We start from the raw sequence: 12,950 nt of genomic DNA, 5'->3' as shown, positions 1-12,950 counted from the left end.
GTCCCTGTCCCCACGGGCGGCGGGGACCGTCCACAAGAGAGAGTGTGAGGGTGCTCGTACTCGTCGCTCCCGGCCAAGGCGCTCAGACGCCCGGCTTCCTGACTCCCTGGCTCGACCTCCCCGGCGCCGCTGACCGCGTCGCCGCCTGGTCGGACGCCATCGGGCTCGACCTTGCCCACTACGGCACGAACGCCGACGCCGACGAGATCCGCGACACGGCCGTGGCCCAGCCGCTGCTGGTCGCCGCCGGTCTGCTGTCCGCCTCCGCGCTCGGCTCGCCCACCGCCTTCGGCGCGGTAGCCGGCCACAGCGTCGGCGAGATCACCGCCGCCGCGTACGCCGGCGTGCTGTCCGAGGCCGACGCGCTGTCCTTCGTACGGACCCGCGGTCTGGCGATGGCCGAGGCCGCCGCCGTCACCGAGACGGGTATGGCCGCCGTCCTCGGCGGCGACCGCGACGTGGTCGTCGCGCACCTGGAGAAGCTGGGGCTGACCCCGGCCAACATCAACGGCGCGGGCCAGATCGTGGCCGCCGGCACCATGGAGCAGATCGCGGACCTGGAGGCCGAGAAGCCCGAGGGTTCCATGAAGGTCGTCGCCCTCAAGGTCGCGGGCGCCTTCCACACGCACCACATGACCCCGGCGGTCGCGACGCTGGCGAAGGCCGCCGAGGCCCTCTCCCCGGCCGACCCGGTTCTGAAGTACGTCTCGAACAAGGACGGCCTCGTCGTCACCGCGGGCGCCGACGTCGTCGCCCGACTGGTCGGCCAGGTCGCGAATCCGGTCCGTTGGGACCTGTGCATGGAGACGTTCGCCGAGCTGGGCGTCACGGGGATCATCGAGCTCTGCCCCGGTGGCACCCTGACGGGTCTGGCCAAGCGCGCGCTGAAGGGCGTACCGAGCGTGGCGCTGAAGACCCCGGACGATCTCGACAAGGCCGCGGCGCTCCTCACCGAGCACGCGGCCTGAGAGAAGGAGCCGACACAGCATGTCCAAGATCAAGCCGGCCAAGGGCTCCCCGTACGCCCGCATCCTCGGGGTCGGCGGGTACCGTCCGACCCGTGTGGTGCCCAACGAGGTCATCCTGGAGACGATCGACTCGTCCGACGAGTGGATCAGGTCCCGCTCCGGCATCGCGACGCGCCACTGGGCCTCGCCCCAGGAGACCGTCTCCGCGATGTCGGTGGAGGCCTCCGGGAAGGCGCTGGCCGACGCCGGTGTCTCGCCCGAGCAGATCGGGGCGGTGATCGTCTCGACGGTCTCGCACTTCAAGCAGACCCCGGCCGTCGCGACCGACATCGCGCACCGGATCGGCGCGGGCAAGCCCGCCGCCTTCGACATCTCCGCGGGGTGCGCCGGCTTCGGCTACGGCCTGACCCTGGCCAAGGGCCTGGTGGTGGAAGGTTCCGCCGAGTACGTCCTGGTCATCGGTGTGGAGCGGCTCTCGGACCTGACCGACCTGGAGGACCGCGCGACGGCCTTCCTGTTCGGCGACGGCGCGGGCGCCGTGGTCGTCGGCCCCTCGGCGGAACCCGCCATCGGCCCCACGGTGTGGGGTTCCGAGGGCGACAAGTCCGAGACCATCAAGCAGACCGTGCCGTGGGACGAGTACCTCGGCAAGGACGGCGGCGAGAAGTTCCCGGCCATCACGCAGGAGGGCCAGGCGGTCTTCCGCTGGGCCGTCTTCGAGATGGCCAAGGTGGCCCAGCAGGCGCTGGACGCCGCCGGGATCACCGCCGAAGACCTGGACGTCTTCATTCCGCACCAGGCGAACATGCGGATCATCGACTCGATGGTGAAGACTCTGAAACTGCCGGAGCACGTCACGGTCGCCCGCGACGTGGAGACCACCGGCAACACCTCGGCCGCCTCGATCCCGCTCGCTATGGAGCGGCTCCTGGCGACCGGAGCGGCGAAGAGCGGCGACACCGCGCTCGTCATCGGCTTCGGGGCGGGGCTCGTCTACGCCGCGACGGTCGTTACCCTCCCCTAGGGCCGGGTTCCACTTCCCGTCCTGAATTCCAGTTACCCAGAGAAGGAGCGCCACATGGCCGCCACGCAGGAAGAGATCGTCGCCGGTCTCGCGGAGATCGTCAACGAGATCGCCGGCATCCCGACCGAGGACGTCCAGATCGAGAAGTCGTTCACCGACGACCTCGATGTCGACTCCCTGTCCATGGTCGAGGTCGTCGTCGCCGCCGAAGAGCGCTTCGACGTCAAGATCCCGGACGAGGACGTCAAGAACCTCAAGACGGTCGGCGACGCCGCCGAGTACATCCTGAAGAACCAGGCCTGAGCCTGACGAGCGTTTGTCGCCACCTGGCGGTGGCGCCGTGACAATTCAGCACCCCCTGAGACGTGGAGAAAGAATTCCTGTGAGCCCGACCAATCGCACCGTGGTCGTCACCGGTATCGGCGCAACCACTCCGCTGGGTGGCGACAGCGCTTCGACCTGGGAAGGTCTGCTTGCCGGCCGTTCCGGCGTAAAGCCCCTGGAGGGCGAGCGCTTCGCCGAACTCCCGGTCCGTATCGCCGCCCCGGCCGCCGTGGACCCGAGCGAGGTGCTCCCCCGGCCGCTGGCCCGCAAGCTGGACCGCTCGGCGCAGTTCGCCGTCATCGCGGCCCGCGAGGCGTGGGCCGACGCCGGCTACACGGCTCCGGCCGGCGAGGAGACGCAGACGGGCGCCTTCGTCGCGCCCGACCGCCTGGGCACGGTCATCGCCTCCGGCATCGGCGGCGTCACCACCCTGCTCGACCAGTACGACGTGCTGAAGGAGAAGGGTGTGCGCCGGGTCTCCCCGCACACCGTTCCCATGCTGATGCCGAACGGCCCGTCCGCCAACGTCGGCCTGGAGGTCAACGCCCAGGCCGGTGTGCACACTCCGGTCAGCGCGTGCGCGTCCGGCGCGGAGGCCATCGGCTACGCCGTGGAGATGATCCGCACCGGCCGTGCCGACGTGGTCGTCGCGGGCGGCACCGAGGCGGCGATCCACCCGCTGCCCATCGCCGCGTTCGCCAACATGATGGCGATGTCCAAGAACAACGAGCACCCCGAGCAGGCTTCGCGCCCGTACGACAAGGGCCGTGACGGCTTCGTCCTCGGCGAGGGCGCCGGCGTCGTGGTCCTGGAGTCCGCCGAGCACGCAGCCGCGCGCGGTGCCCGGGTCTACTGCGAGGTGCTGGGCCAGGGCCTGTCCGCCGACAGCCACCACATCGCGCAGCCGGAGCCGACCGGCCGCGGTGTCGCCGCCGCGGTGCGCAACCTGCTCGACAACACGGGTCTGGACCCGGCCGAGCTGGTCCACCTGAACGCGCACGCCACGTCCACCCCGCAGGGTGACACGGCCGAGCTGAAGGCGCTGCGCAAGGTGCTGGGCGACGACCTCGACCACATCGCGATCTCCGCGACGAAGTCGATGACCGGCCACCTCCTGGGCGGCGCGGGCGGCATCGAGACCGTTGCCACGGTGCTGGCCCTGTACAACCGCCTGGCCCCGCCGACGATCAACGTCGACGAGCTGGACGACGACATCGACGCGGACATCGTGCGCGGCGAGCCGCGCAAGCTGCCGGCCGACGGTCCGATCTCGGCGATCAACAACTCCTTCGGCTTCGGCGGCCACAACGTGACCCTGGCGTTCCGGAGCGTCTGACACGCGTACGAAGGGCCCCGCCCGGCAGTTGCCGGGCGGGGCCCTTTCCGTGCCGGGGGTCAGACGACCTGGTGGAGCCAGCGCACGGGTGCTCCCTCGCCCGCGTAGCGGAAGGGCTCCAACTCGTCGTCCCAGGGCTTGCCGAGCAGTTTGGCGATCTCCGCCTCCAGCTCGGTCTCGCCGCGCGCGGACCGGGCCAGGGCGGCGCGCAGCCGGTCCTCCGGGATGAGGATGTCCCCGTGCATGCCGGTGACGGCGTGGAAGATGCCGAGCTCCGGGGTGGAGCTGTAGCGCTCGCCCTCCGCGGTCGGGCAGGGGTCCGCGGTCACTTCGAAGCGCAGCAGGTGCCAGCCCCGCAGGGCGGAGGCGAGCTTCGAGGCGGTGCCGGCCTCGGCCTGCCAGGAGAACTCGGCTCTCCAGGTGCCGGGGGAGGCGGGCTGTCTGATCCAGTCGAGGTTCACCCGCACCCCGAGCACGCCCGCAACAGCCCATTCCACATGCGGGCAGAGCGCGCGCGGTGCGGAATGCACGTACAGAACTCCACGTGTCGTCACCGGGACCTCCAGTGTGGGACGAGGTCGGGAATAAACTCCAGAAAACGGACAGAATGTGACGTGATGTAATGTAACGGAAATTTTTGGACATTGCGCTACGGGACCTGCGGCCGAAACGCCACGGGAAAAAGCTACCGTGAGTCAGGGGTCATGGTGTGACGTACGGTCGCTCCAAGACCCGTAATCACAGAGCTTTCACTCAGCAGGACGCCCCCGAACGATGACGGGGTGACACGAAGGGGACCCATTCCGATGCGCACCACCGCTCCGCGCCGCCGCGCGCGCCGCACGCTCGCGGGGGCGGGCGCCGCGGTCGCACTGCTGACCGGAACGGTGGCGGGGTGCTCCCCGGGCGGACCGGGAGACGCGGGCGAGCGCGGGGCGCAGGCCGCGCCGCGCTGGAACACCCGGCCCACCTCGATCGCCGCCGTCGGCGACTCCATCACGCGGGGTTTCGACGCCTGTTCGGTCCTGGCCGACTGCCCGGAGGTGTCCTGGGCCACCGGGAACGACCCCGCGGTCCGCTCGCTCGCCATGCGGCTGCTCGGGGACGCCGCGGCGCCGTCCCGCAGCTGGAACTACGCGGTGACCGGCTCCCGGATGGCGGACCTGCCGGCGCAGCTGACGGCGGCCGCCGGGCACGCTCCCGACCTGGTCACCGTGATGGTCGGCTCGAACGACGCCTGCCGGCCCACCGTTGCCTCCATGACCCCGGTGGCGGATTTCAAGGCGGGCTTCGAGACGGCCCTCGCGGGGCTGCGGGCCGCCTCCCCCTCCACCCAGGTGTACGTCTCCAGCGTCCCCGACCTCCAACGGCTGTGGGAGCAGGGCAAGGACACCCCGATGGTCCGGCAGGTCTGGAAGCTCGGCATCTGCCAGTCGATGCTCGCCGACCCGCTGTCCGCGGCGACGGGGGCGACGGCCCGGCGCGAGCAGGTGCGGGCCCGGGTGGTGGAGTACAACGAGGTCCTGCGGGAGGTCTGCGCGAAGGACGCGCTGTGCCGCTACGACGGCGGCGCGGTGTTCCAGTACCCCTTCTCGGCGGATCAGTTGAGCCGCTGGGACTGGTTCCACCCGGGCAGGGACGGCCAGGCGCGGCTGGCGGAACTGGCGCACCGCCAGGTGACCGCGGCCGAGCCGCCCCGGTAGCCGTACGGACCGGGGGCGGGTGTCAGGGCCCGCCCCCGGTCCTGCTCTTGACCGCCTCAGGAGGGATCCTTTCCGGCCATCGGGCGTGTCACGCGAGATGGAGCGCGGCCGTCAGCCGCGTGTCGCCGTGCGCGTGGCTCGCGCGGACCTCGTAGGCGCCGCCGATCCGCCGCCAGCCGCCGCTCTCCTCGTCCCAGATCTCGAAGGCCCGGGCGGGCAGTGGGATCTCCACCTCGACGCTCTCGCCGGGGCCTGCCTCGGCGCCCGCGAAGGCCGCCAGCCAGTCGGCCGGGCGCTCGACGGTGTCGGCCACGGGCGCCAGGTAGACCTGGACCACCTCGCGGCCCGGCCGGCTCCCGGTGTTGGTGAGGCGCACCCGGACCGTGTCGGCGGTGGCCTCCAGGGACTCGTAGGCCCAGTCGGTGTAGCCGAGCCCGTGCCCGAACGGGTAGGCGGGGGTGACGGCGTACTTCTCGTACGCCCGGTAGCCGATGTGGAGGCCCTCGCGGTACTCCAGGCGCCCCTCGGTGGGGACGACCTCGGTGACGGGGGCGTCGGCGAGCTCCGCCGGCCAGGTCGTGGGCAGCCGCCCGCCCGGCTCCGCGTCGCCGAGCAGGACGTCGGCCAGCGCGGCCCCGCCCTCCTGCCCGGGGAACCACGTGAGCAGGACGGCGGCGACCTCCTCGCGCCACGGGAGCTCGACGGGGGAACCGGCGTTGACGACGACCACGGTGTTCGGGTTGGCCGCGGCGACGGCGCGGACCAGGTCGTCCTGGCGGCCCGGGAGCCGGAGGTCCGCGCGGTCGAAGCCCTCGGACTCCACCCGCTCGGTGGTGGCGACGACCACGACGGCCGTGTCCGCGGCGCGGGCGGCCGCCACGGCCTCGGCGATCAGTTCGTCCCCGTCGCGCCGCGGCCCGAGGTGGAGCAGCGAGAACATCACGGCGCGGAGCGGCAGCGCGCTCATGTCGGGGACCTGGTAGGTCAGCGACACCTCGACCGGCTCCCCCTCGGCGAGGTCGACCCGGGCGCGCTCGCTGGGGGCGCCGAAGAACGCCTCGAAGGGATCGGCCTCCTCGCCCATCTCCTGGACGCCCTCCCAGCGGACCTCCCCGCCGACGGCGAGGGCGAAGGCCCCCAGTCCCCGGGTGCCGAAGACGTGCTCACCGTTCTCGCGCGGCAGGAACGTACCTGTGACCTCGATGCTCGCCATCGTCTCGTACGAGGCACCCGCGGGCAGGTCGTCGCCGATCCACTGGACCTGGCCGGTCGGCAGGGAGCCCTCGCCGATGACGGCGCCGGACGCGTCGCGGCAGACGGCGCGCAGCTCGAAGCCCTTGCCGGCCGGGGCCGGCTCGTCGGAGGGGTCGGCGCCGACGGTGAAGGTGAGCGCCCCCTGCGGCAGGGCGGCGGCGAGCCCGTCGAGCGGGGAGACGATCCGCTCGGGGAAGACGGTGGCGGAGCCGCCGCCGAGGACGCGGGCGTCGCGGGCGGCTGCTCCGACCAGGGCGACGGTCCGGCCGGCGCCGGTGTCGAGCGGCAGGGCCGCGGCCCCGCCGGAGAGGGCCTCGTTGCGGAGGAGGACGAAGCCGCGGGCCGCGAGCTCGCGGGCCAGGGCCTGGCCGTCGACGGGGGCCGGGGGCTCGGTGACGACGGCGGGGACGCCGTCCAGCAGGCCGACGCGGGCGGCCAGGCGCAGTACGTTGCGCACCGCCGCGTCCACGGCGGACTCGGGGACCTCCCCGGCCCGTACGGCCTCGGCGAGGGCGGGGCCGTAGACGGTGGCCGGACCGGGCATGGCGACGTCCATGCCGCCCCCGATGTCGCCGGTGGTGGAGCGGGCGGCCATCCAGTCGGAGACGTTGCAGCCGTCGAAGCCCCACTCCCCGCGCAGGACCTCGTTCACGAGGTGTCGGTGCTCGGTCATCGTGGTGCCGTTGACCTGGTTGTAGGCGGTCATGATGCCCCAGGGGCGGGCGTTGGCGACGATGGCCTCGAAGGGCGCCAGGTACAGCTCGCGCAGCGGGCGCGGGGCGATGACGCTGTCGACGGTGAAGCGGTCGGTCTCGGCGTCGTTGCCGACGAAGTGCTTGACGGTGGTGCCGACCCCGCCGTCCTGGACGCCGCTGACGTAGCCGCTGCCGATGGCGCCGGTGAGGTACGGGTCCTCGGAGTAGCACTCGAAGTGCCGTCCCCCGAGTGGTGAGCGGTGCAGGTTGACGGTGGGCGCGAGCAGGACGTGCACGCCCTTGCGGCGGGCCTCCTGCGCGAGGAGCCGGCCGGCGCGGCGGGCGAGCGCCGGGTCCCAGGCGGCGGCGAGCGCGGTCGGTGAGGGCAGGGCGACGGACGGGTCGTCGGCGGTCCAGCGCACGCCGCGCACCCCGACGGGACCGTCGGACATGACCAGGGACCCCAGCCCGATCTCCGGCAGCGCGGGCAGGGACCACATGTCCTGGCCGGCCAGGAGGCGGGTCCTGGTGTCGAGGTCGAGTTTCCTGAGTGCCGCTTCCACGGCGTCTTCGCGGACCTGATCGGCATCGGTCACGGCCGAGCCTCCTCGCTGGGTGCGGTGCGTGCAGTTCGGGGTGCGGTGCGGTCGATGTGCGGGTGGGGCGTGCGGTGGGGCGGTGGGGCGGTGGGCGCCCCCATCGTGGACCCGATACCTGTAGAGCGGTAGGGTTCGTTATGCCTTCGTGATTTTTATGTGCCGTACGGTCCTGCTGACAGGGATGGGCGGAGAAGGGGTGCCGGTCGATGGCCAGGGCGAGGAGCGAGGAGCGGCGCGGGGAGATCCTGCGGGCCGCCGTCGAGGTGATCGCGGAGCGCGGGTACCGGGGCGCGGCCCTGGGCGCGGTCGCGGAGCGCGTGGGCCTGACGCAGCAGGGACTGCTGCACTACTTCCCGACCAAGGAGGCGCTGCTCGTCGCGGTCCTGGAGGAGCGCGACCGGTGGGACACCGGCGGCGGCTCCCGCGCCGCGGCCGACACCTGGCGCCTCGACCTGCTGGCCTCGTTGGTCGACTACAACGCCATGCGCCCGGGCATCGTCCAGACCTTCTCGGCGCTGCTGGGCGAGAGCGTCACCGACGGCCATCCGGCCCGCGAGTTCTTCACCGCGCGCTACGCGCAGGTCCGCGCGGAGATGGCCACCGTCCTGCGCGCCGAGTTCGGCGAGCGCCTGCCCTCGGGACTGACCCCGGAGCAGGCCGCGCCGCTGCTCACGGCCGTCATGGACGGCCTCCAGTACCAGTGGCTGCTGGCCCCCGAGTCGGTGGACATGCCCGGCGCCTTCCGGTCCTTCCTCACCCTGCTGCGCGGACCGGCGGCCCCCTGAGGGCCGCGCCGCGGGCAGTTGGGATGCTGGGCCCGTGAAGATCGCCGCAGCCCAGCTGACCTGTGTCCCCGCCGACGTCCGCGCCAACGCCGGCCGGGCCGCCGGCCTCGCCGTCCGGGCCCGTGAGGAGGGGGCCGCCCTGGTGGTGTTCCCCGAGCTCACGCTCACCGGCTACGAACTGCCGGCGCTGGCCGCCGATCCCGGACTGTGGATGGAGCCCGACGACCCCCGGCTGGACCCGGTGCGCTCGGCCGGCGTCGCCACCGCGGTCAACGTCGCGCTGCGCACGGACGGCCCCCTCCCGGCTCTGGCGACGCTGGTCCACGACGCGGACGGCGCGCACGTGACGACGTACGCGAAGCAGCACCTCTACGAGCAGGAGCGGGACGTCTTCCGGGCGGGCGGCGACGACGGGCGCTTCGAGCTCGCAGGGATCCGCTTCTCGTTGGGCGTCTGCTTCGACAACCACTTCCCGCGACTGCCCGGCCGGGCCGCGGCGGACGGCTGCCGGGTGCACCTGGCCAGCTCCCTGTACGGGACGGGCGCGGGGGTACGGGAGCGCGCCGCCGTCCACCCCGGCATCGCGAGGGACCACGGGCTGTACGTCGTGCTCGCCAACCACGTGGGGCCGGCCGGGCCGTGGACCGGCTGCGGCGGCGCGGCCGTCTGGGCGCCCGGCGGCGCGCTGCTCGCCGAGGCGGACGACCGCACCCCCTCGGTGGTGACGGCGGACATCGGCGCCTGAACCGGCGCGGCCCCCGCACCCGCCGGTACGGGGGTGCGGGGGCCGCGGCACTCACGCCGGCTCCGGGGGGCGGGCCCGGTCAGAGGAACTCGGGAACGCGCGAATGCCGCCCGGAGCGCGCGCCGTCGGTGTCCGCGTCCTCACCGGCGGCGGGGACCCGGTCCGACTGCAGCGCCGGTACGAGCAGGGCCAGCGCGGTCACCGCGTACACACCGGTCCACAGCACCCAGCCGCCGGGCGGGGCCCAGTGCGCCGGGGAGGGCACCCACGAGGCGGAGGTGCCGACGGCGAACCGGCGCAGCGTCCAGAAGAAGGCCGCCACGTTCGCGAGCGTGAGCCCGGCGGCGGCGAACCCGACCATCCGGCGCCAGGGGAAGCCCCGGTCCGGTGCCCGGCTCGCGCAGATGAGCACCGCCATCAGGGGCAGGCCCACGGCGAACGGCAGCAGGTAGCGGCCCTGCCACACCATGCCGATCTTCTCCGCCTGCGAGGCCTGCGCCACCACCGGTAGCAGCACGATGCCCACCAGCATGCCCAGGACCGCCAGCGTCTCGCGGAAGCGGCCGTAGGCGAGCGCCAGCACGACGAGCGCGGCGATCACGCCCAGCCAGACCTCCCAGGTGAGGGCGGGCGCGGGGGTGTCCAGCCAGCCGAAGTAGCCGAGCATCTGCTGGACGTAGGTGGCGGTGTTGCCGAGGGTCTGCTTGGCGGCCGTCACGGTGGTGAGGCTGTCCGGGATGTCGATCACCGAGTTGTCCGGGTGCGCGCGCGCCCAGAGCAGCGCCCCGGCCGAGGCCGCGCCCAGCAGGGCGGTCCACAGCCAGAGGGCCTTGCGGCGCAACACCGAGCCCAGGAGGCCGCGCCGGCGCGCCAGCAGCAGACCGAAGACCAGCGCCCCGGCGAACCAGATCAGTCCCAGCGGCCGGATGTTGATCAGCACCAGCCCGCCGATGCCGAGCCGCGCCAGCCGGCGGTTGAGCAGCGCCGGGTCGGGGGACATCGTGATGGACAGCAGGGCCGTCCACACCAGGATGCCGGCGGCGATCTCCCCACCGCTCGGGTTGACCATGCCCGCCATGTACAGGGTCATCGGTGTGGCCGCGGCGAGGACGCCCAGCACCGCCAGCGAGCGGCGCCGCCACTCGGAGGCCGTGACCACCGCGCCGGCCAGCAGGGCCGAGCAGAGCAGCGCCGACACCAGGCGCATCAGGTACAGCCCCGCGGGGCCGTCGACGAGCAGGCTCGGCCAGCCGGTCGCCAGGTAGTACGCCGGGTGGTACCGGCCGGCGGCGGTGGTGACCTGGACGGTCTTCTCGGAGCCCGCGACGGCGGGCGCGCAGGAGGCGGGCTCGTCCTCGTGCCAGGAGTAGCACTCGTGCAGCGACGGAAGCTGCTTGTACCACTCCGGGAGCCGCACGCCCGTCTCGGCGAACTCGCCCTCGATGCCCGCGACGTAGTGCGGGACCATCACCTCGGGTCCGCCGATCTGGCCCCGGGCGACGGCGGCGGCGCGGATGAAGTGCGCGTGCTCGTCCGGGCTGCTGCCGATGGGCGAGGCCGCGGCCCAGGAGCCGGCGAGGGTGAAGAAGAGGGCGAACGAGACCAGCCAGAGCCGCTTGGGCGTCCGGGCGGACCAGTCGGCCAGCCGCGTCAGTGCGGAGATCATCTGTTCCCTCGGGTCATCGGATGTAGTCGAGCCAGCTCTGGTCGCCGTCCTTGGAGCACGTGCCGCCGGGGGCGAACCGCGGGCAGCTGCCGTCCTGCTCGGTGATCGTGTGCGAGACGTAGGGCAGGATCCGGTACGTACCGTCCTGGGCCGGCATGTAGCGGTCGGCCATCGAGGAGGAGACGGTGCCCAGGAGCAGCAGCAGCGCGCACAGGGTGCCGATCACCGCGCCCTCGCGGGCCGGGAGCCCGGAGCCCTCGGGGCGGCCGACGGCCGGACCTGCGGCGGCGCCCGCGGCCTCCTCGGCGGTGCGGCGTGCGGCCATCCGCTGCGAGACCAGGTGGGCGACCAGCGCGCACAGCAGCAGGCCGCAGTAGAGCAGCTGGTTGTTGGTGCGGGTGTAGAGCTGCACGGTCTGGGTCTCGTACATGTTCGAGGCGATGAACATCCGCATGACCCAGGCGCTGATGAACATGGCCGCGATGGTCACGACCATGGGCCGGCGGATGCCGAGCCAGATCGCGGCGCCCAGGCAGACGAAGGTGAGGAGGGCGAAGAGGCCGACGCCGCCGTACTCGCCGGGCAGCGGCCACTCGCCGACCTTGCCGGGCATGTCGGTGCGCCACATCAGGTAGTAGGCCGGGTCGGTGAAGTTGTCGAACCGGAAGTTGTAGTCCTTGGTGGTCTGCCCCTCGGTCAGCATGACCACCAGGTAGCGCCCGGCGACGACGAGGAAGCCGGCCAGGGAGGCGCCGAGGAAGGCCGCGCCCTTGAGCCGGCCGGTGCGCCACGGGAAGTACAGCAGGGCGGCGAACAGCACGCCCGCCGCGCTCCACAGGAACCAGCCCGAGTAGGTGAGGAACAGGACGCCGAGGAGTACGCCGAAGCCCGCGCCCTTGAGGAGCAGGGGCCGCCAGCCGTCCGTCCCGCTGCGGCGCAGGGACACCACCAGCGCCACGAGCACGGGGACCAGCAGCACGAGGACGGTCTGGCTGTACGGCTTGTACGTGTCGATGAGCGCGAAGGCGGGCGCCACGCCGAAGGCGAGGGCGCGGACCGGGCTGAGCAGCAGGCGCCAGGCGAGGTAGACCAGCGGTCCGAAGGCGGCGGCGCCGAGGATCTGGAGGTCCTTGAAGGCGTACGCCGTGTTCCCGCCGCGGAACCACTCGGCGTAGTAGCCGAGGGTGTGCAGCGGGGCGGGCGGGTAGACCGGTGAGCCGGACGGGCGGCCGTTGGCCACCGCGTGCGCCCACTCGACGATGCGGCCGCTGTCGCCGTTGAGGCCGAACATCGGCCAGGGTGTGCCGTGGAGCGCGAGGACGGCGCCCGCCGCGACGAATCCGCTGGCCAGGCCCGCGATGGCGGCGGCGGCGAAACGCGCCGTCAGGTCGAAGTGGCGGCCTGCGCGCAGCCGCATCGCGAGCGCGACCGCGGCGACACACAGCAGGCCGAGCAGCACGAACCGCAGCTGGAGCGCGGCGAGGCCGCTGACCTGCGCGATCCTGTTGAGGGGGTTGAAGTCGAAGCCGCGGGCCAGCAGCGGGAGGACGAGGGCCGCGGCGAACGCGACGACGGCCTCAAAAAGGAGGAGTGCTCCCCGGGACCGCGGCACGCGCCGTGCCGCCGGTATCGGGGGATGGTCGGACGCGGCCGGTCCGTTCGGAGGCAGCACGGTCACCGACCCCTCGGTGCTCACTGTCACTGCTTCGTCCCTACTGCCGCGGCGCTTGCTGCCGTGCATACTATCGGGCCCCGGACGCGCGGAAGCCTGGCCGAAAGCACCGCCGGGACAGGGCCCGCCCCGCCCCGGCCGGCGTCGGCGAGCCGCGTCAGCGACCCGTGTCAGGAGCC

Annotated in this window: 11 protein-coding genes; 7 read left to right on the top strand and 4 right to left on the bottom strand. The window is 73.0% G+C overall.

Features of this window, described 5'->3' with window-relative positions; translation table 11 throughout:
• The first annotated feature begins 50 nt into the window (after positions 1 to 50).
• The 4 genes from ACFWUQ_RS07360 (at position 51) to ACFWUQ_RS07345 (ending at position 3,652) form a co-directional block, all read left to right on the top strand.
• Positions 51 to 968 carry an ACP S-malonyltransferase gene (locus tag ACFWUQ_RS07360; protein WP_384534120.1) on the top strand — a complete coding sequence of 306 codons (918 nt, stop codon included), beginning with the start codon at positions 51 to 53 and terminating at the stop codon, positions 966 to 968.
• A 19-nt stretch (positions 969 to 987) separates the two neighbouring features.
• Positions 988 to 1,992, top strand: coding sequence for a ketoacyl-ACP synthase III (locus ACFWUQ_RS07355; RefSeq protein ID WP_384534117.1), 1,005 nt, complete (start codon positions 988 to 990; stop codon positions 1,990 to 1,992).
• Between the two features lie 54 nt (positions 1,993 to 2,046).
• Entirely contained in the window at positions 2,047 to 2,295 is a 249-nt protein-coding gene (locus ACFWUQ_RS07350; protein WP_384534114.1) for an acyl carrier protein, read from the top strand.
• Between the two features lie 79 nt (positions 2,296 to 2,374).
• Positions 2,375 to 3,652 (top strand): beta-ketoacyl-[acyl-carrier-protein] synthase family protein, encoded by a 1,278-nt coding sequence (locus ACFWUQ_RS07345; protein WP_384534111.1) that lies wholly within the window; start codon positions 2,375 to 2,377, stop codon positions 3,650 to 3,652.
• Positions 3,653 to 3,711: 59 nt separating this feature from the next.
• On the opposite strand, the gene ACFWUQ_RS07340 is transcribed toward ACFWUQ_RS07345, so the two are convergent.
• Positions 3,712 to 4,206, bottom strand: a complete 495-nt coding sequence (locus tag ACFWUQ_RS07340; RefSeq protein ID WP_384534110.1) for a DUF3145 domain-containing protein — start codon at positions 4,204 to 4,206, stop codon at positions 3,712 to 3,714.
• Between the two features lie 252 nt (positions 4,207 to 4,458).
• Between ACFWUQ_RS07340 and ACFWUQ_RS07335 the strand changes: the two genes are divergently transcribed.
• Positions 4,459 to 5,355 carry an SGNH/GDSL hydrolase family protein gene (locus tag ACFWUQ_RS07335; protein WP_384534107.1) on the top strand — a complete coding sequence of 299 codons (897 nt, stop codon included), beginning with the start codon at positions 4,459 to 4,461 and terminating at the stop codon, positions 5,353 to 5,355.
• A gap of 88 nt (positions 5,356 to 5,443) precedes the next feature.
• Here the strand turns inward: ACFWUQ_RS07335 and ACFWUQ_RS07330 are convergent, their stop codons facing one another.
• Positions 5,444 to 7,900, bottom strand: coding sequence for a beta-glucosidase (locus ACFWUQ_RS07330; protein WP_384534105.1), 2,457 nt, complete (start codon positions 7,898 to 7,900; stop codon positions 5,444 to 5,446).
• A 209-nt stretch (positions 7,901 to 8,109) separates the two neighbouring features.
• Between ACFWUQ_RS07330 and ACFWUQ_RS07325 the strand changes: the two genes are divergently transcribed.
• On the top strand, positions 8,110 to 8,688 hold the full coding sequence (locus ACFWUQ_RS07325) for a TetR/AcrR family transcriptional regulator (RefSeq protein WP_384534102.1): 579 nt from the start codon (positions 8,110 to 8,112) through the stop codon (positions 8,686 to 8,688).
• Positions 8,689 to 8,722: 34 nt separating this feature from the next.
• Positions 8,723 to 9,433, top strand: coding sequence for a carbon-nitrogen hydrolase family protein (locus ACFWUQ_RS07320; RefSeq protein WP_384534099.1), 711 nt, complete (start codon positions 8,723 to 8,725; stop codon positions 9,431 to 9,433).
• 79 nt (positions 9,434 to 9,512) lie between these two features.
• Here the strand turns inward: ACFWUQ_RS07320 and ACFWUQ_RS07315 are convergent, their stop codons facing one another.
• Positions 9,513 to 11,099: a DUF2142 domain-containing protein gene (locus tag ACFWUQ_RS07315; RefSeq protein WP_384534097.1), complete on the bottom strand. Its 1,587-nt coding sequence runs from the start codon at positions 11,097 to 11,099 to the stop codon at positions 9,513 to 9,515.
• A 13-nt stretch (positions 11,100 to 11,112) separates the two neighbouring features.
• On the bottom strand, positions 11,113 to 12,801 hold the full coding sequence (locus ACFWUQ_RS07310; RefSeq protein WP_384534094.1) for a hypothetical protein: 1,689 nt from the start codon (positions 12,799 to 12,801) through the stop codon (positions 11,113 to 11,115).
• Positions 12,802 to 12,950 lie beyond the last annotated feature (149 nt).

This window comes from Streptomyces sp. NPDC058662 (assembly GCF_042716255.1).
Taxonomy (GTDB): domain Bacteria; phylum Actinomycetota; class Actinomycetes; order Streptomycetales; family Streptomycetaceae; genus Streptomyces.
Note: the sequence above shows the minus strand (reverse complement) of the source record. Positions and strands in the feature narration are given on the sequence as shown.